The 25,262-nt window shown below is 73.3% G+C and carries 22 protein-coding genes; 8 read left to right on the top strand and 14 right to left on the bottom strand.

Going from position 1 to position 25,262, the window contains the following annotated elements:
• Positions 1-121 precede the first annotated feature (121 nt).
• From AC6EXY_RS08980 to AC6EXY_RS08990, 3 genes are all read left to right on the top strand, one after another.
• Positions 122-2,263 (top strand): RecQ family ATP-dependent DNA helicase, encoded by a 2,142-nt coding sequence (locus tag AC6EXY_RS08980; RefSeq protein ID WP_101830875.1) that lies wholly within the window; start codon positions 122-124, stop codon positions 2,261-2,263.
• A gap of 264 nt (positions 2,264-2,527) precedes the next feature.
• Positions 2,528-2,713 carry a PIN domain-containing protein gene (locus tag AC6EXY_RS08985; protein ID WP_243407305.1) on the top strand — a complete coding sequence of 62 codons (186 nt, stop codon included), beginning with the start codon at positions 2,528-2,530 and terminating at the stop codon, positions 2,711-2,713.
• 772 nt (positions 2,714-3,485) lie between these two features.
• Positions 3,486-4,343 carry an SDR family NAD(P)-dependent oxidoreductase gene (locus AC6EXY_RS08990; RefSeq protein WP_243407826.1) on the top strand — a complete coding sequence of 286 codons (858 nt, stop codon included), beginning with the start codon at positions 3,486-3,488 and terminating at the stop codon, positions 4,341-4,343.
• Between the two features lie 253 nt (positions 4,344-4,596).
• On the opposite strand, the gene AC6EXY_RS08995 is transcribed toward AC6EXY_RS08990, so the two are convergent.
• From AC6EXY_RS08995 to AC6EXY_RS09005, 3 genes are all read right to left on the bottom strand, one after another.
• Positions 4,597-5,691 carry an LLM class flavin-dependent oxidoreductase gene (locus tag AC6EXY_RS08995; RefSeq protein WP_499816567.1) on the bottom strand — a complete coding sequence of 365 codons (1,095 nt, stop codon included), beginning with the start codon at positions 5,689-5,691 and terminating at the stop codon, positions 4,597-4,599.
• A gap of 70 nt (positions 5,692-5,761) precedes the next feature.
• Positions 5,762-6,325 carry a tetratricopeptide repeat protein gene (locus tag AC6EXY_RS09000; RefSeq protein ID WP_499816593.1) on the bottom strand — a complete coding sequence of 188 codons (564 nt, stop codon included), beginning with the start codon at positions 6,323-6,325 and terminating at the stop codon, positions 5,762-5,764.
• Positions 6,326-6,420: 95 nt separating this feature from the next.
• Positions 6,421-7,554, bottom strand: a complete 1,134-nt coding sequence (locus tag AC6EXY_RS09005; protein ID WP_499816568.1) for an RNA-guided endonuclease InsQ/TnpB family protein — start codon at positions 7,552-7,554, stop codon at positions 6,421-6,423.
• A gap of 340 nt (positions 7,555-7,894) precedes the next feature.
• Between AC6EXY_RS09005 and AC6EXY_RS09010 the strand changes: the two genes are divergently transcribed.
• The gene (locus AC6EXY_RS09010) at positions 7,895-8,761 is read left to right on the top strand and encodes a patatin-like phospholipase family protein (RefSeq protein ID WP_499816569.1); all 867 of its coding nucleotides are present in this window, start codon (positions 7,895-7,897) and stop codon (positions 8,759-8,761) included.
• Between the two features lie 64 nt (positions 8,762-8,825).
• Entirely contained in the window at positions 8,826-10,004 is a 1,179-nt protein-coding gene (locus AC6EXY_RS09015) for a 1-acyl-sn-glycerol-3-phosphate acyltransferase (protein WP_499816570.1), read from the top strand.
• Here AC6EXY_RS09015 and AC6EXY_RS09020 read toward each other — a convergent pair.
• The 11 genes from AC6EXY_RS09020 to AC6EXY_RS09070 form a co-directional block, all read right to left on the bottom strand.
• The gene (locus tag AC6EXY_RS09020) at positions 9,982-11,058 is read right to left on the bottom strand and encodes a hypothetical protein (protein ID WP_101831745.1); all 1,077 of its coding nucleotides are present in this window, start codon (positions 11,056-11,058) and stop codon (positions 9,982-9,984) included. The two genes, AC6EXY_RS09015 and AC6EXY_RS09020, sit on opposite strands and share 23 nt — an antisense overlap.
• A gap of 12 nt (positions 11,059-11,070) precedes the next feature.
• On the bottom strand, positions 11,071-11,823 hold the full coding sequence (locus tag AC6EXY_RS09025) for a hypothetical protein (RefSeq protein WP_499816571.1): 753 nt from the start codon (positions 11,821-11,823) through the stop codon (positions 11,071-11,073).
• Positions 11,810-12,712, bottom strand: a complete 903-nt coding sequence (locus AC6EXY_RS09030) for a hypothetical protein (RefSeq protein ID WP_243407476.1) — start codon at positions 12,710-12,712, stop codon at positions 11,810-11,812. The genes AC6EXY_RS09025 and AC6EXY_RS09030 overlap by 14 nt, the downstream gene beginning before the upstream one ends.
• Entirely contained in the window at positions 12,709-13,191 is a 483-nt protein-coding gene (locus AC6EXY_RS09035; RefSeq protein ID WP_243407477.1) for an OmpA family protein, read from the bottom strand. Before AC6EXY_RS09035 ends, AC6EXY_RS09030 begins: the two co-directional genes overlap by 4 nt.
• A gap of 230 nt (positions 13,192-13,421) precedes the next feature.
• Complete coding sequence (locus AC6EXY_RS09040; RefSeq protein ID WP_341477220.1) at positions 13,422-14,249, bottom strand: class I SAM-dependent methyltransferase; 828 nt, start codon at positions 14,247-14,249, stop codon at positions 13,422-13,424.
• A 34-nt stretch (positions 14,250-14,283) separates the two neighbouring features.
• Positions 14,284-16,296 carry a serine/threonine-protein kinase gene (locus AC6EXY_RS09045; RefSeq protein ID WP_101831749.1) on the bottom strand — a complete coding sequence of 671 codons (2,013 nt, stop codon included), beginning with the start codon at positions 16,294-16,296 and terminating at the stop codon, positions 14,284-14,286.
• 133 nt (positions 16,297-16,429) lie between these two features.
• Positions 16,430-17,779, bottom strand: a complete 1,350-nt coding sequence (locus AC6EXY_RS09050) for a serine/threonine-protein kinase (protein ID WP_101831750.1) — start codon at positions 17,777-17,779, stop codon at positions 16,430-16,432.
• An 86-nt stretch (positions 17,780-17,865) separates the two neighbouring features.
• The gene (locus AC6EXY_RS09055; RefSeq protein ID WP_499816572.1) at positions 17,866-19,023 is read right to left on the bottom strand and encodes a TAXI family TRAP transporter solute-binding subunit; all 1,158 of its coding nucleotides are present in this window, start codon (positions 19,021-19,023) and stop codon (positions 17,866-17,868) included.
• A 115-nt stretch (positions 19,024-19,138) separates the two neighbouring features.
• On the bottom strand, positions 19,139-20,974 hold the full coding sequence (locus tag AC6EXY_RS09060) for a hypothetical protein (protein WP_115537971.1): 1,836 nt from the start codon (positions 20,972-20,974) through the stop codon (positions 19,139-19,141).
• A gap of 217 nt (positions 20,975-21,191) precedes the next feature.
• Positions 21,192-21,914, bottom strand: coding sequence for a hypothetical protein (locus tag AC6EXY_RS09065; protein ID WP_423748095.1), 723 nt, complete (start codon positions 21,912-21,914; stop codon positions 21,192-21,194).
• A complete protein-coding gene (locus AC6EXY_RS09070) occupies positions 21,911-22,054 on the bottom strand; it encodes a hypothetical protein (RefSeq protein WP_165818446.1) in 144 nt (47 codons plus the stop codon). The genes AC6EXY_RS09065 and AC6EXY_RS09070 overlap by 4 nt, the downstream gene beginning before the upstream one ends.
• Before the next feature lie 120 nt (positions 22,055-22,174).
• Between AC6EXY_RS09070 and AC6EXY_RS09075 the strand changes: the two genes are divergently transcribed.
• From AC6EXY_RS09075 to AC6EXY_RS09085, 3 genes are all read left to right on the top strand, one after another.
• Positions 22,175-23,398: a thioesterase domain-containing protein gene (locus AC6EXY_RS09075; RefSeq protein WP_243407658.1), complete on the top strand. Its 1,224-nt coding sequence runs from the start codon at positions 22,175-22,177 to the stop codon at positions 23,396-23,398.
• 63 nt (positions 23,399-23,461) lie between these two features.
• On the top strand, positions 23,462-24,349 hold the full coding sequence (locus AC6EXY_RS09080; protein ID WP_101832539.1) for a TIGR03854 family LLM class F420-dependent oxidoreductase: 888 nt from the start codon (positions 23,462-23,464) through the stop codon (positions 24,347-24,349).
• A 575-nt stretch (positions 24,350-24,924) separates the two neighbouring features.
• Complete coding sequence (locus tag AC6EXY_RS09085; protein ID WP_243407657.1) at positions 24,925-25,254, top strand: hypothetical protein; 330 nt, start codon at positions 24,925-24,927, stop codon at positions 25,252-25,254.
• The last annotated feature ends 8 nt before the right edge of the window (positions 25,255-25,262 follow it).

Below are 25,262 nucleotides of genomic sequence, written 5' to 3' on the forward strand. Positions count from 1 at the left end.
ATTGCCTGGACGGGTCGTCTGTGCACGCGCCGTGGGTTTCGACGCGATCGGGTGACGGTTGTCCCGTTGGTGGTTGCCCGAGGGTGGTCCGCGTCGCGGACGGGGTACGCCCTCCGTCACCATGAACCGTCGTGATCACACCGCGAGACTGCTGACCGCCTGGATCCGGGGGCGGCGCCGCGCCGCTTCCCGTCCCCCGTCCCCGCAGCCACCGGCGCCCACCCGCGTCGACCAGCCCTTGCCGCTTCCCGGCGCCTCCTGCGACGACCAGGTCCGGACGTCACCGTCGTCACCGTCCGACGTGGCCGGGCCGGGCGTCCCGGTCGCGCGGGAGCGGTCCGGGGCCGATGAGGTACCCGCGGTTCCCGGGCAGCCTGGCGCATCGGAGGATGCCGGGACGCCTGTCGACGAGGACGAGACGGGTGATCTGATCCGGCTGGTGGCGGCCGAGGGATTCGGCTTCGCCGAGCTGCGAGACGGTCAGCTCGACGCGATGCGGGCCATCCTCCAGGGGCGGGACACGCTGTGCGTGCTGCCGACGGGGGGTGGCAAGTCGGCGGTCTACCAGATTCCCGCGCTGCTGCTCGCCGGCCCGACGGTCGTCGTCTCCCCGCTCATCGCGTTGCAGCGCGACCAGGTCCGTGGCCTGTCCGAACGCCTGTCGGACCTGCTGGGCGACGCGGCGGTCGCGGCAAACTCGGACTCCGGGCGGGCCGCGCGGCAGGCCGCGTTCGACGCCGTCCGGCAGGGGCGCACCGAGTTCCTGTTCCTCGCGCCGGAGCAGCTGGCCCGCGACGACGTCCGCGCGGCGCTGCGGGAGGCGCGACCGTCGCTGTTCGTCGTCGACGAGGCGCACTGCATCGCCTCCTGGGGGCACGATTTCCGGCCCGACTACCTGCGCCTCGGCCAGGTGATCGAGGACCTTGGCCGGCCAACGGTGGTGGCGCTGACCGCCACCGCGGCCCCGCCGGTGCGCCGTGAGATCCGCGAGCGACTGCGGATGCGCGACGAGGTCGAGGTCGTCCGCGGCTTCGACCGACCGGAGATCTTCCTGTCGGTGACGACGTTCACCGGCGAGAAGGCGAAACGGGCGGCGCTGATCGAACGGATCGCCGGGGAGGCGAAACCGGCGCTCGTGTACGCGGCGACCCGCCGGGTGACGGAGGAGATCGCCGAGGAACTCGCCGACCTGGGCCTCGCCGCCCACCCGTATCACGCGGGTCTGCGGGCGGCGCGGCGCAGGGAGGTCGAGGCGGACTTCATGGCCGACCGCTGCGACGTCGTCGTCGCGACCACCGCATTCGGGATGGGCATCGACAAGCCCAACGTCCGCACCGTCATCCACGCCGAGGTCGCCGACTCGCTCGACTCCTACTACCAGGAGATCGGCCGCGCCGGCCGCGACGGCCAGCCCGCCGTCGCCTGCCTGTTCTATCGCTCGGAGGACCTCGGCCTGCGCCGCTTCTTCGCCTCCGGCCGCGTCGACGAGACGGCACTGCGCCGCGTCGCGACCCTGCTGTGCCACGCCGGCGAACCGGTCACCGCCCGCGCGCTCGCCGACGAGGCCGACGTCCGCGACACGGCCCTCACCCGCTTCGTCGACCTGCTGACCTCGGCCGACGTCCTGACCGTGCACGACGACGGCCGCCTCGAGATCCGCCCCGACGGCACCGAGCCCGCCGCTTCCGCCGCCGGCGCGGCCGCCTCCGCGGGTCCCGCCGCCAGCGCGGCCGATCCAGGCGAGGCCACCCGGCGCGCGCTCGCCGTCGCCGACGCCCGCATCGAGATCGAGCGGTCCAGGGTCGAGATGATGCGCGGCTACGCCGAGACCCGCGACTGCCGCCGCTCGTTCCTGCTCGCCTACTTCGGCGAGCCGTCCTGCGGCCCCTGCGACAACTGCGACACCTGCCGCGCCGGCCTCCCAGACCAGCGCCGCCCCGCCGACTCCCGCACGTCGGCCGGCACGGCGACCGGGACCGCCAGCGGTGCGGGGCCGTCGTCGGCGGGCGCGGTCAGTGGTAGCACGACCGGCGTGCATGGCGATGGATCGGCCGATCAGGCGGCCGAGACGCCGTTCCCGGCGGGTTCGGCGGTCCGACACGTCGCGTGGGGCCACGGCCAGGTCGTCCGCGTCGAGGACGACAAGATCATCGTCCTGTTCGACGACGTCGGCTACCGCACCCTGTCCGTCACCACCGTCCACGAACGCCACCTCCTCACCCGCGCAGACCAGCACCCCAGCCCAGCCGACAGCACCCCCTGACCACGCGGCCCCGCAGCCCACCGGGTATTCCGACGACGGCGGACCAGGGCCCACCCGGCGCTGCCGAGCATCCCATCGCGTGGCGTGGACGAGGAGTGATGTGAGCACGAAGAACGCGGCGGTCGAGGAAAGCACCCCTGCGCGTCGGGGCGCTATATAACCAAACTTGTCAAGGCTCCGCTGGCCGTGCAGGGCCCGAAAGGCCAGGTGATCCTGGCCACCTCGGCGTGGCCGATAATGATCCAGGATCCGGATGGGAAACCGGTGCCCGAGGCTCGGTTCCTCGTGTCCGTCGCCCAGCGGGAGGAGAAGGGCTCGGACGTCAATGTCGCCTCCCATCTTCTTCTCGACCTGCTCCATCAGCGGATCACCGCCGCTGTTGTCATCAGCACGACAGCGACCTCGCCTTTCCCGTGGCGGAGGCTCGGGAGCTCATCCCCGTCGGAGTGATTATTCCCGGCAGATGCTTCACCGCGGGTGCGCTGCGAGGCCGCCCCGACACCGGGGTAGGCCGGCACTGGTGGCACAGCCTCAGGGACGATCTGTCCGTACCACGAAGGCCCCCTGCGTGACGCGGACCCCCCAGTCCGGTCTCCAGCGCCTGCCGCCGTCGCACTCGCGACGGAGCTGCTTGGCCGCTCCAAGGATGATACGGAGTGGTGGCTGATGGAGTTCCCCGAAGGCTGGCTGATCCGGGAGGACCTACCTGGCAGAGGCGGCGCACTGAAGGTGGGCGAACGAGAATCCGTAAAGATCAGACGGTTTCCGTCGCGGATTGCACCAGAACGGGTTCCTGACTGGTACGAAACGGTGATCGAGACCGGACGCGAGGTCTCGATATCGGATATCCGACCGTGAGCCGGGGGCCGATCCCCAGTGGAGTGGAGGCGGGGGTCTGGCTCTGGGGCTTCGGTGGTCTGGGTGCCCACCGGGTGCGGCTGGAGCGGTGGATTGACGGAAGGTGGGGGTGGGTGGGGGGAAGCTACCAAGTCGTAAAGATTCGGCTGCGATGCGTAGGTGGGCACTTCTGGGGGGCAGTGTCGGGGTGGCGGTAGGCTGAAGTCGGATATGCGTTCCGTTGCGGGATGTTCCAGGATGTCGCGGGTGGGCGTCGCGGGTGGACGTCGCACCGCGGGCATCGTCGCGTGCCGTGCGCGGAACCGAGCATGGTCACGTGCGCGGCCGAACAGGGAGGACCATGGCCGCCCAAGCGGATCTGACAATGAGCACGGCGCTGGTCACCGGGGCGTCGTCGGGCATCGGCGCGGCGTTCGCGGAGGCGTACGCGCGGCGCGGGGCCCGGCTGGTGCTGGTGGCGCCGGGTGAGCCGCGGCTGGCCGAGGTGGCCGAGCGGCTGCGGGCGGAGCATGACGTCGAGGTGCACACGGTGGCGCTCGACCTCGCCGAGGAGAGCGGGCCGGACGAGCTGGCCAAGGCGGTGGCCGAGATCGGCGTGGAGATCGACGTCCTGGTCAACAACGCCGGCTTCGGGACCCGGGGGCCCTATCACGAGCTGTCGGCGGACCGGGACCACCGTGAGGTGATGCTGAACGTGGTGGCGATCGAGCGGGTCGCGCACCTGTTCCTGCCGGGCATGGTGGCCCGGGGAAGCGGCACGGTGATCAACGTGTCGTCGACGTCGGGGTTCCAGGCCGTGCCCTACATGGCGGTGTACGGGGCGTCGAAGGCGTTCGTGCTGTCGCTGTCCATCGCACTGTGGGCCGAGGGCCGACGCCACGGCGTACGGGTGCTCGGGCTGTGTCCGGGGCCGACGGACACCGGCTTCTTCGAGGCGATGGGCTCGCGGATGTCCGCCGGTGGGCGGCTGCGCACCACCGACGAGGTCGTCGCCGCCGCGTTCCGTGCGCTCGACCGCGGCCAGGCGTACGTGATCGACGGACGGCTGAACTACCTGACGTCCAACGCCTCCCGGCTCCTGCCCCGCGGCTTCGTCGCGCGGATCACCGAGCGGGTGCTGCGCCGCGGCTCCCTGGCCGCGATCCGCAACGCCGGCGCCGGCGCCGGTCGGAAGCGCACCGGGCGTCGAGCCCGGCGTCCTGGCGCACGGCGAGCCGCCTGACCGGGACCATCCCCCGGACCGGTTGGTGACGGATCCGGTCAGGCCACCCCGTCGCGCGGGGACCGCGCGGGATCGGCTGGCACTCCGGTGCCACCTGCGGGGCGCCGAACCGAACGGTGCGCCGTGCGCGGTCCCGCGGCACCGCGGTGTCTCGCCACTACGGTGATCATCCGTCGGCGGGGACCACAACGTCGACCTTCCCGCGCGACGAGCCTCCCATAGGGGGCGTTCGTCCAGCTGGATGACTTCGCGATCACGAGCTCGCGAGGGTCGCGGCGGCGTCTGCGGTCGTGGTCGCGGTGATGGGGCCGGTCGCGGTGATGAGGCCGGTCGTGGTGGTGGGGGCGGGAGTGAGGCCGGCCAGGTCGGCGATCAGCTCGTAGGAGCGGACGCGGTCGGCGGGCTGGTGGGTGTTGGTGACGATCATGATCTCGTCGGCCTCGGTGGCGTCGAGGAGGGCGTCGAGGCCGGCGCGGACGGTCGTCGGAGAGCCGACGATGTGTGAGCCGGTGATGTTCTCCGCCGCCGCCCGCTCCTGCGGCGTCCACGCGTGCGCGGCCGCCTCCTCCGGCGAGGGGAACACGCCGGGACGGCCGCCGCGCAGCCGCAGCATCGCCAGCCGGACGGGCGCGGCGAGCCATTCGGCCCGCTCGTCGTCCTCGGCGCACAGCGCGGCGGCGGCGACGATCGCGTACGGGCGCTCCCGGCCCGCCGACGGGCGGAACGAGCGGCGGTACAGGTCCAGCGCCGGCAGCGTGTTCGCCGCGCTGAAGTGGTGGGCGAAGGCGAACGGCAGGCCGAGCATGCCGGCGACCTGCGCGCTGTAGCCGCTCGACCCCAGCAGCCAGATCGGCGGAGCGGGAGCCTGCGGGAACGCGGCGACGCCGTGCATCGGATGGTCCGCGGGGAACGAGCCGCCGGCCAGGAACGTCGTCAGCTCCGACAACTGCTCGGGGAAGTGGTCGGCGCTGACGACCCCGGCGCCCCGGCGCAGCGCCCGGGCGGTGGCGGGGTCGGTGCCGGGGGCGCGGCCGATGCCGAGGTCGATGCGGCCGGGAAACAGAACCCCGAGGGTGCCGAACTGCTCGGCGACGGCCAGCGGCGCGTGGTTGGGCAGCATCACTCCGCCGGAGCCGACCCGGATGGTGCCGGTGGCGGCGGCGATCTGGCCGATGAGCAGCGCGGTCGCGGAACTGGCGATGCCGGGCATGCCATGGTGTTCGGCCAGCCAGTACCGGCTGTAGCCGAGGTCCTCGACCCGCCGGGCCAGGGCCAGCGACCCCTGCAGCGCCTGCGCGGCGGTCACGCCGGTGCCGACGGGCACCAGATCGAGCACGGACAGGGGCACGCTGCGACTCCCACTCACGACAGCGGGCAACACGGGGCCGGCGGCGTCTCTTCCCGGTCGCAGACGTCCGTCAGCCGCCGACGGTCTCCATGTAGTCCTCGGCGACCTCGTCGAGGGCGTCGGCGGGATGGCCCAGCGCGATGCGCACCCGGCGGCGGCCGACGAGCAGCAGGTCGAGCAGGAAGTCGGGGACCGGCGCGTTCTCGCAGCGGTGGTAGCCCATCGTGAACCAGACGTGGGCGTCCTGGAGCAGCTCGACGGCCTCCAGGCTCTCCGCGACCGCCTCGTACACGGCGGGGTCGGTCAGCCGCGCCGCCTTCAGCTCCGCCCGCAGCGCCGCGGCCTGCTCGGCCTTGCCCTGGCGCAACAGCCCGTCGTGCAGCCAGACCCGGGGATCAACGGGGCAGCCGCTGCTGTCGGCTACCGCGGCCCGGTAGCAGCGCACCGCCTCGTCCCAGTCCTGGGCGAGCCCGTACTGGCTGCCCGCGTCGACCAGCAGCGAGGCACGGGTCACCGTCTCGCCGTGGGTGTCGGAGCTCTCGGCGAGCGTCTCCAGGGTGGCCGCCGCGCCGCGGTGGTCGCCGTCGGCGGCGGCCCGGAACGCGATCTCGTCCACGTCGTCCTCGGTAAGCATGCGTGCCATTGTGACATCCTCCCTGCCGTCGAAGGACGGGGAATCCCTTCCTCGCGGTCGGGTTTTCCTGTTTCACCGACAGACGCCTCCCCGTTCTAGGAGCGGGGTGGTCTCACTCCGTCTCCACAGGCTGACACCGCGAGCCCCGCGGCCAGAATGTTCCGTGCCGCGTTCACATCCCGATCGTGGGCTGCGCCGCAGCGGCGGCAGGCCCATTCCCGGACGTCCAACGGCAGCTTCTCGGCCAGCGCCCCGCAGGACGAACAGGTCTTCGAGCTGGGATACCAGCGGTCCACCGCGATCACCTCACGGCCGTACCAGCCAGCCTTGTACTCCAGCATGCTCCGCAGGTCCCGCCAGCCCGCATCCGAGATCGCATGGGCAAGACAATGATTGCGGACCATGTTCCGAACAGTGAGATCCTCGACAACGATCGTTTGGTTCTCGCGAACAAGTCGAGTAGACAGCTTGTGCAGATGATCCCGGCGCCGGTCGGCGATCCGACCATGCACCCGGGCGACGTCCAACCGGGCCTTCGCCCGATTCGCTGATCCTTTCATCTTCCGGGACAGGTCCCGCTGTGCGCGGGCGAGCCGGGCCTGATCCCGGCGTTCGTGCTTCGGGTTGGCCACCTTCTCCCCGGTCGACAGCGTGACCAGCGACGTGATGCCCGCGTCGATCCCCACCCGCCCTCGCGACGAGGGGAACACGGCGATGGGCTCCTCGATCAGGATCGAGATGTGGTACTGGCCGCGCGCGTTCCGCGACACGGTGACCTGCGATGGGTCGGCGCCCTCGGGAAGCGGACACGACCAGATGACAGCCAGCGGCGCACCCTGCTTCCCCAGCGTGATCTGACCGTTCCGGAAAGTGAAACATTTCCGGAAGTAGGTCGCCGAATCGGTGGTCCTGCCCTTCTTCTTGAAAGTCGGGTACCTCGCGCGCTTCCGCCAGAAGTTCACATAGGCGGTCTGGAGATTCCGCAGCGCGGCCTGAAGGGGGCCATTCGACGGCTCGGCGAGCCATCGGGTTTCCGGATCCTGTTTCCAGCCGGTGAGCATCCGACCGGTTTCGGCATAGGCGATCCGACGCCGCTCCCGAGACCATGCGCGGTGCCGTTCGGCCAGCGCACGATTGTACACGTAGCGCACGCAGCCGAACGTTTCCGCGAGCTGCCTGGACTGTTCGGGTGTCGGGTAGAAACGGTAACGATATGCGCGCTTCACCACCCGACTTCCCATACCCGAAACAATACACCATGCCGCTGTCGTCATGACACCGGAGTCGATGCGCTAACTCGCCCTGAAGGACGGGGCCTGCGCGCAACATTCATTGGTCACCGTGCTCGCGGCGCGGGTCTGGGGGAGATCTTGCCGGCGTCACGCGGACGGCCGCGACATCCGGAACGTGCCCGGACGCGTCGGCGGCCCCGGATCGGGGAAGGAGATGATCGGCCGGTCGCGGAGAGACCGTGGGCGGTCGGCGGCAGGGTGCGCGGGAGCGCAGGACGCGCGGGGCTGCAGGGTGTGCGGGGGTGGTCGTCCGATCGGTGCCGGGTGGGAGGCGTGGATGGCGCAGGAGGCCGCCGGGCAGGCGGGGGTGGCGTTCGTGCTGGGCGGCGGGGGGATTCTGGGGGCCAGCGAGGTGGGGATGCTCGCGGCGCTGTTCGACGCGGGGGTCCTGCCGGATCTGGTCGTCGGGACGTCCGTCGGGGCGATCAACGGGGCGGCGGTGGCGGCCGAGCCGTCGCCCGCGACGATCGAGCGGCTGACCGAGCTGTGGTCGCAGCTGGGGGTGTCCGATGTGTTCGGGGGCGGGCCGGCTCGGCGGCTCGCGTCCGTCGTCCAACATGGGCATCTGCATTCCAACGCGCCGCTGCGGGCGCTGCTGCGCACCCATCTGCCGGCCGTTCCGATCGAGGATCTGCCGGTGCCCTTCCAGTGCGTGGCGGCGAGCATCGAGCGGGCGGCGGCGCACTGGTTCGACCAGGGTCCGCTGGTCGAGGCGGTGCTGGCCTCCTGCGCGGTGCCGGCGTTGCTGCCGCCGGTGCACATCGGTGGCGAGCACTTCATCGACGGCGGCATCGTCGACTCCAACCCGGTGGGACGGGCGGTCGAGCTCGGCGCGCGCACCGTGTACGTGCTGCACGTGGGACGGATCGAACGGCCGCTGCGGCCGCCGCGGTGGCCGTGGGAGGCGGGGCTGGTCGCGTTCGAGATCGCCCGGCGCCGCGGGTTCACCGAGGCGATGGCGCGGCTGCCGGCGGGTGTCGCCGTGCACGTCCTGCCGGCCGGGGATCGCGGGGCGCCGCTCGTGCCGCTGCGCTACCGCTCCACCGGTGGCCTCCGCCGGCGCATCGCGCTGGCCCGCACGGCGACCGCGGCCTATCTCGACGCGGCCACCGAGGGTCGGACGCGTTCGGTGGACGTCGGCTGAGACGCGAGGTCGGTGCCGACACGGGGTCGGTGCGGACGTGGGGTGGCGCGGAGGAGGGAGCGTGATGGCTGTTCCGCCGTGGCCGGTGCGCCGGTTCGTGATCGATCCGCTGTTCGTGCCCCGCGCCGCGGCGGGGGCGGTGGTCGGGCTGGTCGTCGCGGCGCTCGGCCTGCTCGGCGCCCCGCTGGACCGGCGGCTGCGGGTCACGCGGGCGGCCCTGCTCGCCGCGGCCTACCTGACCGCCGAAGCGGTGGTGATCGTGAGCGCCTTCGGGCTGTGGCTCGCCCGCCCGGCGCTCGGCCGCCGCTACGAGGGAGCGCACGTGTGGCTGCTGCGCCGCGCCCTCGACGAGCTGATCGCGGCGGCGCGCCGGCTCGTCGGATTCCGGCTGGAGATCGGCGAACCGCCGGTCGGGCCCGCCCCGGGCGGCGGCACCCCGCCGGTGCTCGTGCTGAGCCGGCACGGGGGGCCGGGGGACTCGTTCGTGCTGGTACATCTGCTGCTCAGCCACTACCGGCTGCTCCCGCGCGTGGTGCTGATCGACCGGCTTCAGCTCGACCCGGCGATCGACATCCTGCTCGGCCGGCTCGGCGCCTGCTTCGTGCGCAACGACGGCTCGGACGATCAGGCCGCCGCGCGGATCGGCGAGCTCGCGGGCCGGCTGGGCGCCGACGAGGCGCTGGTGATCTTCCCGGAGGGGGCGAACTTCACCCCGTCACGCCGGCGCCGGCTGATCGCCCGGCTGCGGGCGCGCGGCCAGTGGGACCGGGCGGCGGTCGCCGAGGACCTCGACGCGGTGCTGCCGCCGCGACCGGCCGGGGTGCTGGCGGCGCTGGCGGCCGGGACGATCACCGCGACGATGATCGTCGCGCATGCCGGCCTCGACGAGCTGAACGATCCCGGGGAGGTCTGGCGGGCAGTGCCGTTCACCGCTCCGCTGCTGCTGCGCTGGTGGTGGGCTCCGGTGGAGCAGATCCCCGACTCCGCCGCGGGCCGCCGGCAGTGGCTGACCATGCACTGGGCGGTGATGAACGCCTGGATCGACGCCCGCCGCGCCGACGCCGACGTCGAGAAGGCCGGTCCTGACAGTGACGCCGCCCATCCCGACGCCGACGCGGCCGACCCCGCCAGCGACGGCGACGCGGCCGATCCACCCGACGCCGAATGGCCGGCGGCCGCCGCGTTGCCGTCGGAGGCCGCCGTCCCGACGGTGCCCGCGGTCAGGAGCGACGGGCCATCTTGATGGTCTTCTCCAGTTGGTCGCGGTCGACCTCGGCGACGCGGCCGTTGGTCGGCACGGTGGGGATGTGACCGCCACCAAGGACCAGGTCGGTGGTGTGCCGTAGGCCCATGTCCTTCTGCTCGACGTCGAGGATGGCCTCCTCGACCCGGTACAGCTTCTCGATCTTGGAGACCTTCGCCTCGACCTGCGCGGCGACGATGCGCAGCCGCCGCTCGGCCTTGGCCAGGCGCCGCTCCAGCCGGCGGTCGAACAGGTTGGGCAGCGGCTCGTCCCGCTCGGTCGGGTCGTGCAGGTACAGCTCGACGGCGACGGCGACCAGCGGGATCAGCGCCTGGAAGAGGATCACGGCGCCGCCGGTCGTCTCCCCGGCCGTGCCCTGGCTGCGTACGAGCACGCCGGCGATCGACAGCAGCAGGAAGATCGCGGTGGTCAGGCCCAGGGCCAGCGGCGACGAGCGGGACTCGACCAGCTGCTCCCGAGTGTCCGGGTCGATCTTGAGTCGGCCGGCGTCGGCGTCGACGAGCATCTGCTGCTGCGCCCGGGCGAGGATCGACGCCTTGATCCCGTGCGCGAGCGCCACCCCGGCGATGAACACGGCGACGCCGAGCAGCCCACCGAGCCACCACTCCGGACCGTAGCCGCCGACGTCGGCGAGCACGGCGTACGACTGGGCGAACACGTAGAAGTCGAGCGCCGCCAGCACGGTCAGCACGGCCGCCCGTGCCGGCCCGGCCAGCGCCATCTGCGGGATGCGTTCCTGCACCCCGACGCTGCGCCACAGCCGGCCCTGCTCGACCTTGTTCTTGATCAGCTCGGTGCGCCGCTCCCGGCGCTCCGCCCGTGAGTCGATCTCCATCCGGAGCTCGGCGATCAGCTCTTCAAGCGTTCGCCCGTCGGCCCGCACGGACGCCCGGACATCCTGTACCTCCGCGTCCTCCAGGCTCTTGAGCACCTTGGGGCGCGTCTCCGCGCCGGCCAGCGCGACGTCGGCGTCCCCCACCCTGCGGATGAGCTGCTTGGCCAGACGCCCTGGCGCGTTTCCCCTGCGCAGCACCGTTTCAGGCTCCTAGTCGATCGGACGGGCGAAGGTGCCGCCGACGAAGCAGAGCATCGCGCAGACGATGCCGAGCACCGAGGCGACCATCGACTCGCGCGCGCCCTGCTGCTCGTCACCGGAAAAGACCATGGTCAGCACCAGGGTGCCGACGCCGACGATCGCGCCGACCGCGCCGAGCAGGAAACGTCGCTGGATCGTCTCCCGCGGTGGCAGCTTGGACAGCGCGTCGATGGGCGCGATGCGTCCGGCCCGGGCCTGGTTGCCGACCCGGCGGCGGATGTCGCGGAGCCGGAACGTGTTGCCGGCGATGAAGAAGCTGACCGCTGTCACGATCATGGATCCGGTGACCGAGACCCGGGCGAACGGCGACGACAGGGTCAGCCACACCCAGATCTCCAGCACCGCCAGCAGGGCCAGACAGGTGAGGATGACCACGGTCGAGCGCATGAGCGCTGGGCTGAAGTGCTGTTCTTCGGGTTCGTGCAGGATCCCCATCGGATGCCTCCTCGGCTTGGGCTGCACCGGGGCCGCGGTCGGCAGCGGTTGGGACGGATCGGCGGGGTGCGGGCCGCGACGGGTACGGACGGCGGGCTCCGGGGAGTGGGGCGCCGCGCCGTCGGACGCGGGCGGGACGGGGACGGGCGTGGTCTGGACGGGCGTGGTCTGGATGGGCGTGGTCTGGATGGGCGTTGTCAGGACGAGTTGGACGGGCGGCGTGGCGGCCGGCGCCGGCGGATCCGTGAGTGCGTTAGCTGCAGTCACTGCTGATCCGTCGGCACAGCTCGGCCCGCAGGTAGCGGGCGAGCTCCTGCTGGGGACGGTCCGCGGTGCCTTCATTGACACCGAGGAAACGGACCTTCGCCGCGCCGGCCGACGCGATCTGCCCCGTCTCGAAGCAGCGTTTGACCAGCCCCTCGGCGATCGAGGGCGACGCCGTCTTGCCCTCGGTGTTGAGGCAGTCGGCGTCCTGGCCGGTGCCGAGCAGGTCGGTCCACACGAGCACGGTCACGTCGGTGACCTTCACGCCCGGCGTGGAGCGCGCGGAGGTGACCTCGTCGTTGATGCCGCCGAGCAGTCCGGTGACGCTGCCGGCCGGGTTGACCTTCTCAGCCTGGACGATGTGGCTGACCTCGGTGCCCAGAGCCTTGGCGGCCGCGGTGCGGTCCTTCTCCGCCCGGCGGCTGTTGTTCCGCTTGATCTCGAACATCCGGTCGCCGTGGAAGCAGTCCGAGTACGTCATCGGGCCGCCGCCGCTGGCGACGAGGCGGATGAACGAGCCGTCCTTCAGCGCGGTGTCGAGGTAGGGCTGCAGGCGCGCCTCGACCCGCTGCGCCGTGGCCGGCGAGTTGTCGCTCACGTCGAGCAGCACCAGCAGCAGCGGCGCGCCGGACTCGGGCGTCTTTTCCTCGTACTTGCCGCAGTCCAGTGGGCCGCTCGCCTTGGCCGTGCCGAGCAGGCCGCCGTTGCAGCCCGCGAGCGCGGTGGTCGCGAGCATGGCGGCGGCGGCCACCCCGGCGACCCGGGCCCGGCGGTCCGTGCCGAACCGGCGTTCCGGGCCGGTCCCGCGTCCCCCACGGGGCCGGGCCAGCGCGGTCCGGGCGCGGTCGGTCCAGCGGCGGCCGTTTCGGGCGGCCTCAACGTCGCACGTCATCGAAGAACGATCTCCACTCGGCGTCGGCTCGCGTCGGCGACGCCGTCCCGCGCGCCCTGTTCGCCCCGGCCCTCGACATCGAGCACGGAGCTGGGAATGTTCTGCGTCGCCAGCCACGCCTCGACGGCCTTCGCCCGGTCCAGCGACAGCTTCTGGTTGTCCTCGGGGCGCCCGACCCCGTCGGTGAACCCGACGACGGCGATGCGGCCGGCGTGCTCACGGATCGCCGGGACGATCTGCGAGAGCGTGGTCACCGACTGCGGCAACAGGGTGCTGCTGTTTGAGTCGAACAGGTAGTCGGCGCTGACCGTCGACACCTGGCTGCCGTCCGCCTGGATGACGAACTTGCTCAGCGGCGGCAGCGGGTCGGCTTTGATCTGGGGTGCGTTGCGGGTCGCGTGCGGCGCCGGGGTGAAGTCGCTGCCGGCGCTGCCGGAGGCGCAGCCGGCGGCCAGGCCGAGCGTCACGGCGAGCGCCACGCTCGCGGACGCACGAATCCCCGGACTGCCGCGCCTGGACGTGGCATCTCCGGGTGTGGAGTGAACGTGATCCACGGTCTGCCCCCAACGGCGAATGCGGGGCCCACCATAACGGGGGTGTCTGGGGCACTTCCGTGCGCCCGGGGGTGTTGTGCGCATAGTGGGACGAGCTGGTGACCCGTTGAGCGGCTCGTTCCCCGGGTGTCGCGTACTGTCCGTTCGGCGTCCGCTCAGCGGGCGGGTGGGCGGCTGGTGACGAAGATCGAGGTGGACGGCACGTACTCGCCGCGCCGCGGGCCCCACTGGCCCCACGTCCGGTCCTGGCCGGCGGGCCACTCCGGCTCGATGATGTCGTGCAGGACCAGCCCGGCCGCGACGATCTCGCGGACCCGGTCGCCGATCGTGCGGTGCGTCTCGGTGTAGACGGCGCGGCCCTGGTCGTCGTGCTCGGTGTAGGCACGCCGGTCGAAGTAGCTGTGATAGACCCGCAGGCCGTTGTCGTCCGGGTCGTCCGGCAGGCACCAGACGAACGGGTGCGTCGTCGAGAACACCCAGCGCCCGCCCGGTCGCAGAACCCGGGCGACCTCCCGCATCACCGCCGCGCTGTCCGCGACGAACGGGACGGCGCCGAACGCGGAACAGGCCACGTCGACGCTCGCGTCGGCGAACGGCAGCGCCATCGCGTCGGCCTGGACGAGCGGGACGTCGACGCCGGTGCTCGCCGCGTAGGCGCGGGCCTGCGCCAACTGCCCGCTGGACAGGTCGAACGCCACCACTCGGGCACCCTGCCCGCGCAGCCAGCGGGCGCACTGCGCGCCGCCGCAGCCGACCTCCAGTACCGTGCGGCCGGCCACCTCGCCGAGCAGGCGCAGGTCCGATTCGCGCAGTCCCTCCGGGCTCCAGCAGAAGTCGCTGTCCCCGAGGAACTCGCCGTGCTCCGCCTGGTACTCGGCGGCCGCGTCGTCCCAGTAGATGCGGCTGGCCGACCGGGCGGTGTCGGCGTCGATGTCAAGGTAGCCGTAGGCGGGGGGTGGCGCGCCCGTCACGTCGTCGGTCACGGGACCGCATGCTCGCATCCCCGCCCGCGGCGGCTCACACCGCGGTATGGCTGACCGCGGCGCCGATCACCGCGCGGTCGTCGGCGACCGTGATCGGGGTGTAGACGACGGCGGGCTCCGGCTCCCGGTCGACCAGCCGGCCGCGGCGGCTCTCCCCGACCAGGCGCGCCCGGCCCTGCAGGGAGCCCGCGCTGACCTCGTGGTCCGCCGGGCCGAACGGGCCGGTGCCGGCCAGCCCGGACTGGGTGGGCGCCGAGGTGGCGTAGATGCGCACCACCGCGCCCGGCACGGTCGTCCAGCGCAGCACCGTGCCACCGAGGGTGCCGCGGGCCTCCAGGTCGAGGACCGCCCGCGGCCGGGCGACGACCCGCACCATGATCTCCGCGGCGCCGGTAGGGGCCAGCGCGTCCGAGCCGTCGTTGCCGTCCGGCGAGGGCACCCACACCCGGTAGCGGTAGACGGCGCTCGTCGACGCGTCCTCGTCGAGGAAATGGCCGCCCGCGCCGCGGAACCGCCGCTTCGCCCCGGACAGCGGCGACGTCTCGGCGAAGGTCCGCTCGATGACGACCTCGTCGTGCTCGGCCATCGGCCGCCAGGACAGCTCGACCGCGTCGCCGGCCATGCTCGCCCGCAGCGCCGTCACCGTCGGGGCGAGCGTCCGCGGCCCGCTGCGCGCCGGCGCCGAGCGCAGCCGCCCCGCGTCGCTGGCCAGCACCGCGACCACCTCGTGCCAGTGCTCGACCCCGCGTGGGACGCCGGCGTCGAACAGCTCGGTGGCCGCGGTGATCCCGAGGCTGCGCTCGCGGCGGCCGTTCGGCGCGGCCGGGTCGGCCAGCACGCGGCAGACCCGGTAGGACACGCCGGGCGTCGCGGACGGCGTCCAGCGCAGCAGCACCGCGCCGTCCTGCTCCGTCGCGGTGAGCTCGGCCGGCGCGGCGGGCTCCGCGGCCGGCGCGGAGGGATGCTCGCTCGGCGGAGCGGGGATCTCGGCCGGTGCCGCGGGGCGGGCCGGCGGCGTGGGGGGTGGCTGCTCGGCGGCGCGCGGGGAGAGCCGGGTCTCCGCGTCGGCGTCGGCGTCGTCGACGTCGTTGGCATCCCGCGCGGAACGCGGCGACGGCGGTGGGGGGCCGAGCGTGCGGCCGGTGCCGTCGCGGCCGTGCGGATCGGAGAACCGCAGGCGCCAGGACAGGCCGTCGGCCCGGCTCACCCCGACCCGGCCCCGGCTGAGGGCGACCTGTTCGAGCAGGTCGCGGGCCCGGTCCGGGGTCATCCGCAGCGCCGGGTCCTTCTCCAGCAGACCGTCGAGCACCGGGCCGATGGCGCCAGCGTGCCGGGTGGGCCCGGGTGGGTGCAGCACGATCGCGGCGAGCATCGCGCCGAAGCTGTCCCGCTCGAACGGCGGACGGCCCTCGACCGCGTAGTACAGCGTGCCGCCCAGGCTGAACAGGTCCGCCTCGAACGTCGCCGGATGGTTGTTGAGACGCTCCGGGGCCATGTAGAGCGGCGTGCCGAGCACGCCGGTCACGGTCAGGGTGGGATCCCCGTCGCCGGTGGCGATGCCGAAGTCGGTGAGCACGATCCGGCCGTCCGACCCGATCAGCACGTTGGACGGCTTGACGTCGCGGTGGACGATGCCGTGGTCGCGGGCGGAGACCAGAGCGTCGATCATCGCCACCCCGACGCGCGCCACCTCGGCCGGCGGCAACGGGCCGTCATCCCGGACGACCTCGAACAGCGAGCGGGACGGCACCAGCTCCATCACGATCCACGGCAGGCCGTCATCGAGGACGACGTCGAGGATCGTGACGACATGCGGATGAGCGCGCAGCTTGGCGGCATGGCGCGCCTCGCGCAGCGCCCGCTCGACCCGGTCGGCCCGCTCCGCGTCGGCGACCCCGCCGGCGAACTCGATCTCCTTGAGCGCCGCCTCCGTCTCCAGGACGGAATCGAAGGCACGCCAGACCGTTCCCATCGCACCCGCACCCAGCCGCGCGACGAGACGGTATCGGCCCGCCACCATGCGGTTGCCTACCGGAACGGCAGCCACGACACCCCCTTGGCTTCGTCTATTGTCGCAGGCCAGCTTCCCAGCTGAGCCGAAATGTCACGAGCTGCGCCCATGCCTGTGTCGGGCCGGCGAGTCGTCCCAGGTCATGGGACCGCGCGGTGCCTGGCGCCGGTCAGGGCGGCGGTGGTCCGGGCGCTGACGGGGCCATCGCGAACGCGCATCCGGTGGCCACGAGCAGGGTCGCGGCCACGGCGAGCAGGATCCGCCCGGGCTGATCGACGCCCGACGCCCGGGCCAGCACGACGCCGCCGCCCGCGCCGGTGAACGCGGCCAGGACGGTGACCAGCGTGCCCGTGACCTGGCCGCTGGGGAACAGCATCTGGGCGCAGGCCGCGCCGACCAGCATCGCCGCGGCCACCCCGACCACGTCCGGGTGCGGGTGCCCGGTGCCCGCGGCCCACAGACCGGCCGCGCCGAGCAGGCCCCCCAGCACCAGCACCAGCACCAGCCCGGCCACGAGCGGCGCGGGCGCCGCCGCGGGCCGGACCGTGGGCGGCCCGTGCGTAGGCCGAGGTGTGGTCAGCGGCGGTGTGGTCAGCGGTCGCGGGTGGGGGGACTGCCGCGTCTCGTCGTGATCAGGCGCTTGCGTCGCCGAGCCGTCCTCGCGTGCCACGGGCGCGGCGTGCTCGCCCGGCCGGTCGGGCGTGCCGCGCGGGCGCAGCGCGCAGGTGAGGACGTCGACGAGGGCCGCGGCGGTCGGTCGCTCGTCCGGTTCCTTGTGCAGGCAGCGGCGGACGACGTCGCACAGCCGGTCGGGCACGCCGTCGAGGTCCGGCTCGGTCGCGGTGATCCGCAGCGCGACGATCTCCTGGGTCTCGCCGGCGAAGGGCCGCCGGCCGGTCGCGGCGAACACCAGACAGCAGGCCCAGGCGAACACGTCGGAGGCCGCCGTGGCCACGTGGCCGTCGAGCTGCTCGGGGGACATCCAGGCGATCGTGCCGACGAGCTCGCCGGCCTGGGTGTACCCGCTGTAGTCGGCCGAGCGGGCGATGCCGAAGTCGATGATCTTCGGCCCCTCCCAGGACATGACGATGTTCGCGGGCTTGAGGTCGCGATGCACGACCTGGGCGTCGTGGATCGCCGCCAACGCCGTGGCCAGGCCGATCGCGAGGTCGTCGAGCTGCCCGTCCACCAGTGGACGGCGCTCCAGCACGGCCGCGTGCAGGGTGGGTCCGGGCACGTACTCCGTGGCCAGCCACGGCCGGACGCAGTCGACGTCGGCATCGATCACCGCGGCGACGGACGGTGCGCGCACGTGCCGGGCGGCGGCGACCTCCGCCCGGAAGCGCGCCCGGAAGGCCGGGTCGCTCGCGACGTACTCGTGCGGAACCTTGACGGCGACCGGCCGGTCCTGCGCGCCGTAGCCCAGGTAGACGACGCCCATGCCGCCCGAGCCGATCCGCTGGTGCAGCCGGTACGGGCCGATCACCGCCGGATCGGTGTCGATCAGTGGTCGTAGCATGGCGCGCCCCTCAGCCCCTGGTCCCGGCGGCTCCGTCGGCGCTCACTCTGCCGCCCCCGCGTCTCGGTCACGTCACCGAGATCCGGTCATGTCGTGCCGCAGCTCGGCGCGCGTCGGAATTGCCGAAGGTAGTACTCCGCCGCGGCCGGATGAAGAGGTATGTAACAAAAAAGCGGCCCTTCGTAAATCGAGAGCGCGTCCGGAATGGTGTGATGAGCCGGATTCGTCTGCCACAGCGCGGTGGCGAAATCCGCCGGCCGGCGGAACAGCTCGGCGGTCGCCCGCCGAACGAGGACCGGGTCGGTGTCCACCCGCGCGATCAGGCCGTTGGGAATCGTGATCGTTCGTATCGGCCTGATCCCCGGGTAGTCCGCCGGTCCCAGGCCGCCGGCGCCGAACACCGCGCCGGGGTAGGAGCGTTCCCGGCCGCCGTAGAAGACGTTCCAGTCGCGGGTGATCCCGGCCAGCTGGTCCGACAGGTCGAGCAGCCGCAGCCGGGCGCCGCCGTTGATCGCGGCACGGATCTGCCGGGTGCCGGGGCCGCCGGCCCAGACCACCGCGTCGACCCGGCCGGCGCCCAGCAACCGCAGCGCGTTGTCCAGGTTCGACGGATCCAGGTCGGGATGGCAGCCCGGCAGCCCGACCCGCAGCAGCACGTCGGCGATCTGCCGCGTCCCCGAGTTCGCCTCGCCGGCGGCGATGGTGCGGTGGCACAGGTCGGCGAGGCCGCGCACGGGCGCGTCCGCCGGCCCGCGCGGCCGATCCCGCACGATCACGTGCAGCAGATCCTGGTGCACCGGGCCCAGGGTTCGCAGGCCCGTCACCTTCTGGCCGCCGCGGGTCGGGTCGAACTGGTTCACCCCCTCCGCCGCGTCGACGGTGGTGTTGAGCTGCGCGATCGCGAGAGCACAGCGCGGCGGGTCGGCGGACTGCAGGTCGTAGAGGTTGTCGGTGGAGCCCGCGGTCTGTACGACGTCGACGTCGAAGTGCTCGGGGGCGGCCTGCAGCCGGGCGCGCAGGACGCCCGCGAACTGGTTGTACGGCGAGCCGACGCTGCCGGTGAAGATCTGCACCGACCGGCACGCCGAGCGACCGGCCGGCGGCCAGGCCGCGGTGGACCGGTCCGCCGTGACGGCGAGGCCGACGGCGACCGCGACCGCGAGCAGGACGACGACACCGGTCGTCACCCGCTGCCGGCGGGTCAACCCGCGCCCGCCCCGCCCACCCGGGTGCTGCGTCGGCACCGCGCGTCCTCCCCCGCTCGAAGGGTCGACGCCGAATCGTAGGTCGCCGCTGCCGTCAGCTTCTCGCGGGGGACCGGCCGGCGGGCGGTCACCTGGAAGGAAGCGAGATGTCCGATCAGCGACAGCGGTCCGGCAGCCACAGATCGACGCCCTCGACGTGCCGTGGCGCGCAGCCGACCAGACTGGCGAGCAGCGAGCGCAGCTCATCCGACCGGTGGGTGGGGCCCAGCACGACGGCGTCCGGGTCCAGGCGCGCGTAGGCCGCCCGCACCGGCGGGGACCCGGCGGCGGCCGTCGCGCTCGTCGTCCCGTCGTCGACGTCGATCAGCGCGGTGGTCAGCGCGTCACCCGGCCCGTGGAACGCCGCCCGCCCGTCCGGACCCGGGACGGTGCAGTAGCAGCCGGGCATCACGAACCGGAAGTCCGCTCGCGCCTGCCACAGCATCGCCTCGGCCCGCGTCGGGCGCGGGTACGGGACGACGAGGGTCAGCGCGTCCGCCGGCAGCTGGCGTACGCCGTCACCGGTGAAGAACGCCGGCGTGCGGGCCGGTGTGGTCAGCAGCGGTGCCGGCACGAGCGCGGCCAGCGCGCCCGCCGTCAGCACGCCGGCGGCCAGAGTCAGCGCTCCCGACCGGACGGTCCCCGGTCCGCGGTGCCCGCCCGCTCGCCGGCCCGCCCAGCGGTCCGCCAGCCGGTCCAGGCCGACGGCCGCGACGGCCGCCACGCACAGCATCACGTACAGGGCGAACCGGGACGGCAGGGCGTTGCGCAGCACGGGTACCCGCTCGCCGGCGAGCCACGGCAGCGGGATGCCGGTAACCCGCCCGCCGACGTGCAGGTGGTCGCCGAGGGACAGCACCGCCATCACCAGGCCGAGCGGGGCGAGCACCCGGACCAGCGGATGACGCCGCGCGCCGATCGCGCCGGCCAGCGACAGCAGCACCAGCGGCAGGCCCAGATACCCGCCGACCTCCACCGCGTTGCCGGTGAAGCGCAGGCTGCCGCGCACCGAGGAGTCCGGCGCGAGCCGCTGCATCGGCGTCGGGGTGAGGAAGGTCCACAGATCGCTCACGGCGATACCGGACGGCTGGATCGAGCCGTGCACCCGCTGCGCCCCGAGGAACTGCACGCCGAGCGGCCAGGCCAGCAGCACGACCGCGACCAGCCCCGCCGTCGCGAACCCGCGCAGCGCCGGGCCCAGCCGGTCGCGCACCTGGTCGCGATGCCAGGCGGCGAGCACCCCGAGCCCGATGACCGCCGCCAGCGCCGACGTGGCGAGGACCTCCTCCCCGACCAGCGCCTGGCCGGCGACGACGAGCCCGAGCAGGACGCCTGTGCGCCGCGGCGACCGCCCGCGCACCACCAGATCGTCGAGCAGCATCAGCAGCAGCGGCGGGAACGGGGCGAACGCGAGGTGCAGATGCCCGTAGGAGGCCCCGACCAGATAGGGGCCGAAGCCGTAGAGCAGGCCGGCGAGCGCGGCCGGCCCGTCGCGCACCCAGCGCCGCAGGGCGACGAACAGGGCGAGGCCGCTCGCCACCGGGGCGAGGGTCAGCAGCACCGTCAGGGTCGTCACCGGGCCGCCGAGCGCGGTGATCGGCGCTGCGACCAGGCCGAGCAGCGGCACCGGCGTGCTCCACAGCACGTTCGTGCCCGCCGGGGCGTTGATGCGGTGGGTGACGAACGGGTCCAGGCCGCCGGCCAGCGCGTGCGGCGTCCAGCGCAGGAACCAGGAGAACAGGTAGGCGTCGTTCCCGCCGTAGGTGAGCTCGCCGAGGTGGCGCCATCCGGCCCGGAACAGCCAGCACGACAGCGCGAGGTACCCGAGCGCGACCAGGGGAAGGGCGGCCGGCCGGCGGCGGCGCGGACGGGCCACGTCGGCGCCGCGCCACAGGCCGGACCACGCGGTCGAGGTCCGAACGCTGGTGGTTCTGATATCCGAGCTGGTCACGACGGTTCCCCCCCTCGCGCGCCCCGCGACCCGGCGCGTCCGCCGTCGGACGGCCGCGGTCGTGGAACATTCGCGACAATATCCGCCGCGTCGCGTTTAATTCAGGGCAAATAGCGAAGGCGGCGGTGCGCAGCGTGACCCACGTGGTCGAAGTGGGGCCCGGAGGAGATACCCGCCACGGGGGCTTGTGCCCTCGCCGATGACGGATCGGTCGAGGTTACGGGCCTGCCTCGGGGTTCGGTGACCATTCCTCGACCAGGGCTGAGAACGTGCGATATCTCGCTATTCGGTACTCGGGCGCAACCACGCCGTCCTGGTCGACGACCGCGACCGGGAAGCCTCGCTCGGCTCGATAGCCACGCTCGCCGATGACGATCCGCCCACCCAGCCGCACCGCTCCGACCACGCAGGGCAATGCTGTCCACCGCGGCCGGCGGGCCGCCGCGAGGATCTCCGGCGTGCGCCAGGCATACAGTCCGCACAGACAGTGCTCATCCGGCACCCGGACGTGCCCCGCGCCCTGGCTGAGCTCCGCGCCCTGGCTGAGCTCCACGCCTTGGCTGAGCTCCAGGCCCCGCCCGTGCTCCATGGCCAGAGCAGGTTCCGCCGGCCGCCCGTGTTCCGCCGGCTGCCGGTGCTCCGTCGCCAGGCCGGGCTCCGTCGCCAGGCCGGGCTCCGTCGTCTGGCCGGGCTCCGTCGCCAGGCCGGGCTCTCTCGCCAGGCCGGGCTCTCTCGCCTCGCTGTGGTCGGTCGCCCGGTCGCGCTCCGTCGTCCGGCCGCGTTCCATCCGGCGGCGCTCCATCAGCAGGCAGCGCGCTTCGGTGATCCCATCGGCCCGCCAGAGCAGCATGCCCGGGGGAAAGGGAGACCACGGCGTCCACGCCGGGCGCAGCTGACCGTGGCCGTCGACCGCCCACTGACGCCAGCCGAGCAGACTCATCCCGGCACCGGCTCGGGCACCGGCTCTCGTGACGGTTCGGCCGGTGCGACCGGTTCGGCCGGGATGGTCAGCGGCTCGACATCGGGAAAGCTGATCGGCTCGTCCTCGACGATCCGTTCCGGTTTGCCCACATCACCCACGCGTCCACGGTGGGCGCCGAATCCGATCCCGTCAATGGCTGGACGCGGGCCCGGCACCTCCTGGCGTGTCGGGCTAGTCAGCGTCTGGTGTTCAATGTGGCCTTCTCATAGTCCTGTGGGGTGATTGCGTTGCTGGGAACGTCAGCGGCCGACCAGCTGCCCGAGGCGGACGCCGCCGTGCCGGCCACGCCGGCGGAGCTGCCGACGGCCGAGCCGGCGATGGCCGAACTGGCGCCGGACGCGCCGGTGGGGGAGGCGCTGGCGGATCCGGACGGCGACGACCCGTACGAGATGGCGGCGTCACTGCTGTGGGGCCGGGCCCTCGGCGTGCCGGCGGTCGGGGCGCACGACGAGGTGACCGGCCCGGGGCGGGGGCAGGCCGCCGCCGAGCGGCTCGCGGCGATCCTGCGTGACGAGTTCGGGTTCGTCGTGCCCGTGGCCGACGTCGCCGCCGCCCGCACGCCGGCCGGCCTCGCCACGCTTCTCGCGGCGCACCAGGGCGACGCGGACCGCCACCCGACCGTCGTGCCGCTGACCGGCACGGGTGCCGGGACCCCGCTGTTCTGCTTCGCGGAGGCCGGCGCGCCCGCGATCGCGCTGCTGCCCTTCGCCCGCCACTTCGCCGGCGAACGCCGGGTCTACGGCCTGCAGGCGCACGCCCTGGAGCGCCGCGGCCTGCCGGACTGGTCGGTGCCCGCCGCGGCCCGCCGGCACGTCGCCGACATCCGGCTGCTCCAGCCGACCGGACCGTACCTGCTCGCCGGCCACTCCTTCGGTGGACTGATCGCGCTGGAGGTCGCCCGGATGCTGCGGCAGGCCGGCCACGAGGTCGCCCTGCTGGCCATGATCGACACCTACCTGCCCGGGACCGCTCGGCTGACCCGGTCCGGCGCGATCATCCCGACGAGCCAGATCGAGGGCTGCCACCCGGACCGTCCCGGTGACGTTCCGGGGCCGGACGGCCGGGGACCGCTGGCGGCGAACGACGGCCCGTCCCTCGGCCCGCGGGTGCTCGCCGACCGCCTGCGCCAGCTCGTCGAGCTCCCGCTCACCGGGCTCGTCCGCTTCCGCGGGACACACCGCTACGAGGCGTTCCACAACCAGGGCCGCATCCTGACGATGACCTACCGCCCGCACACCTACGCCGGGCGCACCGTCGTCTGGCTCGCCGACGACCACGACGAGATCGAGGGATGGCGCGGCGTGCTCACCGGGCCGGCCGCCATCCACCGGATCCTCGCCGACCACCGGACGGTCCTGCGCCAGCCCCTGCTCACCGAGATCGCGGGCGGCCTGCGCGCCGAGCTCGCGGCCCTGGCGGACGGCGGCATCGTGGGCGCCTGACAACCAGTATGGAAGGGTGACGAGCCCGGCGTCCGGAGTCGGGCCACGCCGGACGGAGGGCTGATGAAGGTCCGCATCGGGATCGGGTTCGGGCTCGGGGGTGTCGCGCCGGCGGCGTTCCCGGCGCTGGTCGACCAGCTGGAACACCGTGATGTCGACTCCCTGTGGCTGTCCGAGCACCTGTCCTCGCCCGCGGTGGACCCGCTCGGCGGGATGGCGTTCGCGCTGGGCCGCACCCGCGAGCTCAAGGTCGGCACCGGTGTCGCCGTGCTGCCCGGGCGCAACCCGGTCCTGCTGGCCAAGCAGCTCGCCTCGCTGGCGCTGATCGCCCCGCGCCGCGTGCTGCCGGTGTTCGGCCTCGGCCCCGCGCGGCCGGCGGACCGCCCGGCCTACCCGGTGCCGCCCGGGCGGCGCGGTGCCGTGTTCGACGAGGCGCTGACGGTGCTGCGCCGGCTGCTGCGCGAACCGCGGGTGACCTTCCACGGCGAGTTCTTCGACCTTGAGGACGTCGGCATCGGCGAACTGCCCGCCCGGCCGGTGGACATCTGGCTCGGCGGCGCCGCGCCGGCCGCGCTGCGCCGGATCGGCCGCCTCGGCGACGGCTGGTTGGCGAGCATGATCGGCCCCGAGCAGGCCGCCGCCGGCATCGCCGAGATCCGCCGGGCCGCCGAGGAGGCGGGACGGGTCATCGACGACGACCACTACGGCGTGAGCCTGCGGCTGGCCACCGAACCGCCGTCGGCGCAGAGCCTGGCGGCGCTGCGCCAGCGCGCGCCGGACGTCGACCCCGCCCGGCTCCTCCCCGTCGGCTGGCCGGCGGCCCGGGCGCTGGTCGGCGAGTACATCGCCGCCGGAGTGAGCAAGTTCGTCGTTCATCCGGCGGCCGCGCCAGATGACTGGCCGGCCTTCCTGGACGCGTTCGCAGCCGAACTGATGCCACTGCAGAACTGACGGCATGTGTCGCCGATTCGTGTTCTGGACTCGGTTCCTTTTCTGAACCCGGTTCCCGTGCGTGCGTGCCGGCACTCCCGGGCCGGTACGCACGCACTCTCGGGTGACGAATCGGCGCGCCGGCATGTCCCGGCGACACCTCAGGTGAACAGCCGCGTCGGCTCGGTCATGGCGGGTCGACCCCGCCTGGTGGTGGCGGCCCGCCAGCGCACCGGATGCCATGTTGCTCTTCCCCTTTCCGGTTCGGACCGCCACAATCGACGGAACGACGGGCACGGCACGTGAGCACGCGTGGAACCGGCATCCAGAGGTTTTCGTCGACAGCTGGACCCGATCCGCTCCCAATCACGGTCCGCGCAGATGATCTGGAGGTAAGAGGGGTACTGATGACCTGCCGGATACCCCGACATCGCAGGCCGTGAAGCGAGACAATCCCGTCCACACCGACAGGCGTTCGGCAGCGGGAAGGCACCGCGGGAGGAAACGTGGAACGGGCGGAGCCCACGAAAACGCAGTCGCAGGTTCGGACGGACCGCCATGTGGTGGTCGGCCTTCGCGTCGGTGACGTGGCGGATATGGCGGACGTATTGCTGGCGGCGGACCTCGCGGCCCGGCTGGACGCTCGCCTGGTACTGATCGCGGCGATGGACCGCTGGTCCCGCTGGGCGCGCTGGACCGCCGGGGTGTACTGCGCCTTCGGCGTCGAGACGGTCATGTGCGCCGCCCGGATCGCCGAGCAGGAGACCCGCGACGAGCTCGAACGCCGCCTGCGCTCCCTGCTCGACCTGGTCGGCGTCGAGTGGTCGCTGCAGTGGGCCAGCGGCTCCTGCCGCCGCGCCGCGGTGCGCTACACCCGCCGCCACCCCGACGCGACCGTGATCCTCCGTCCCGAGCGGCATCGCTGAGCGCCATC

This window comes from Frankia sp. RB5, from assembly GCF_059816245.1.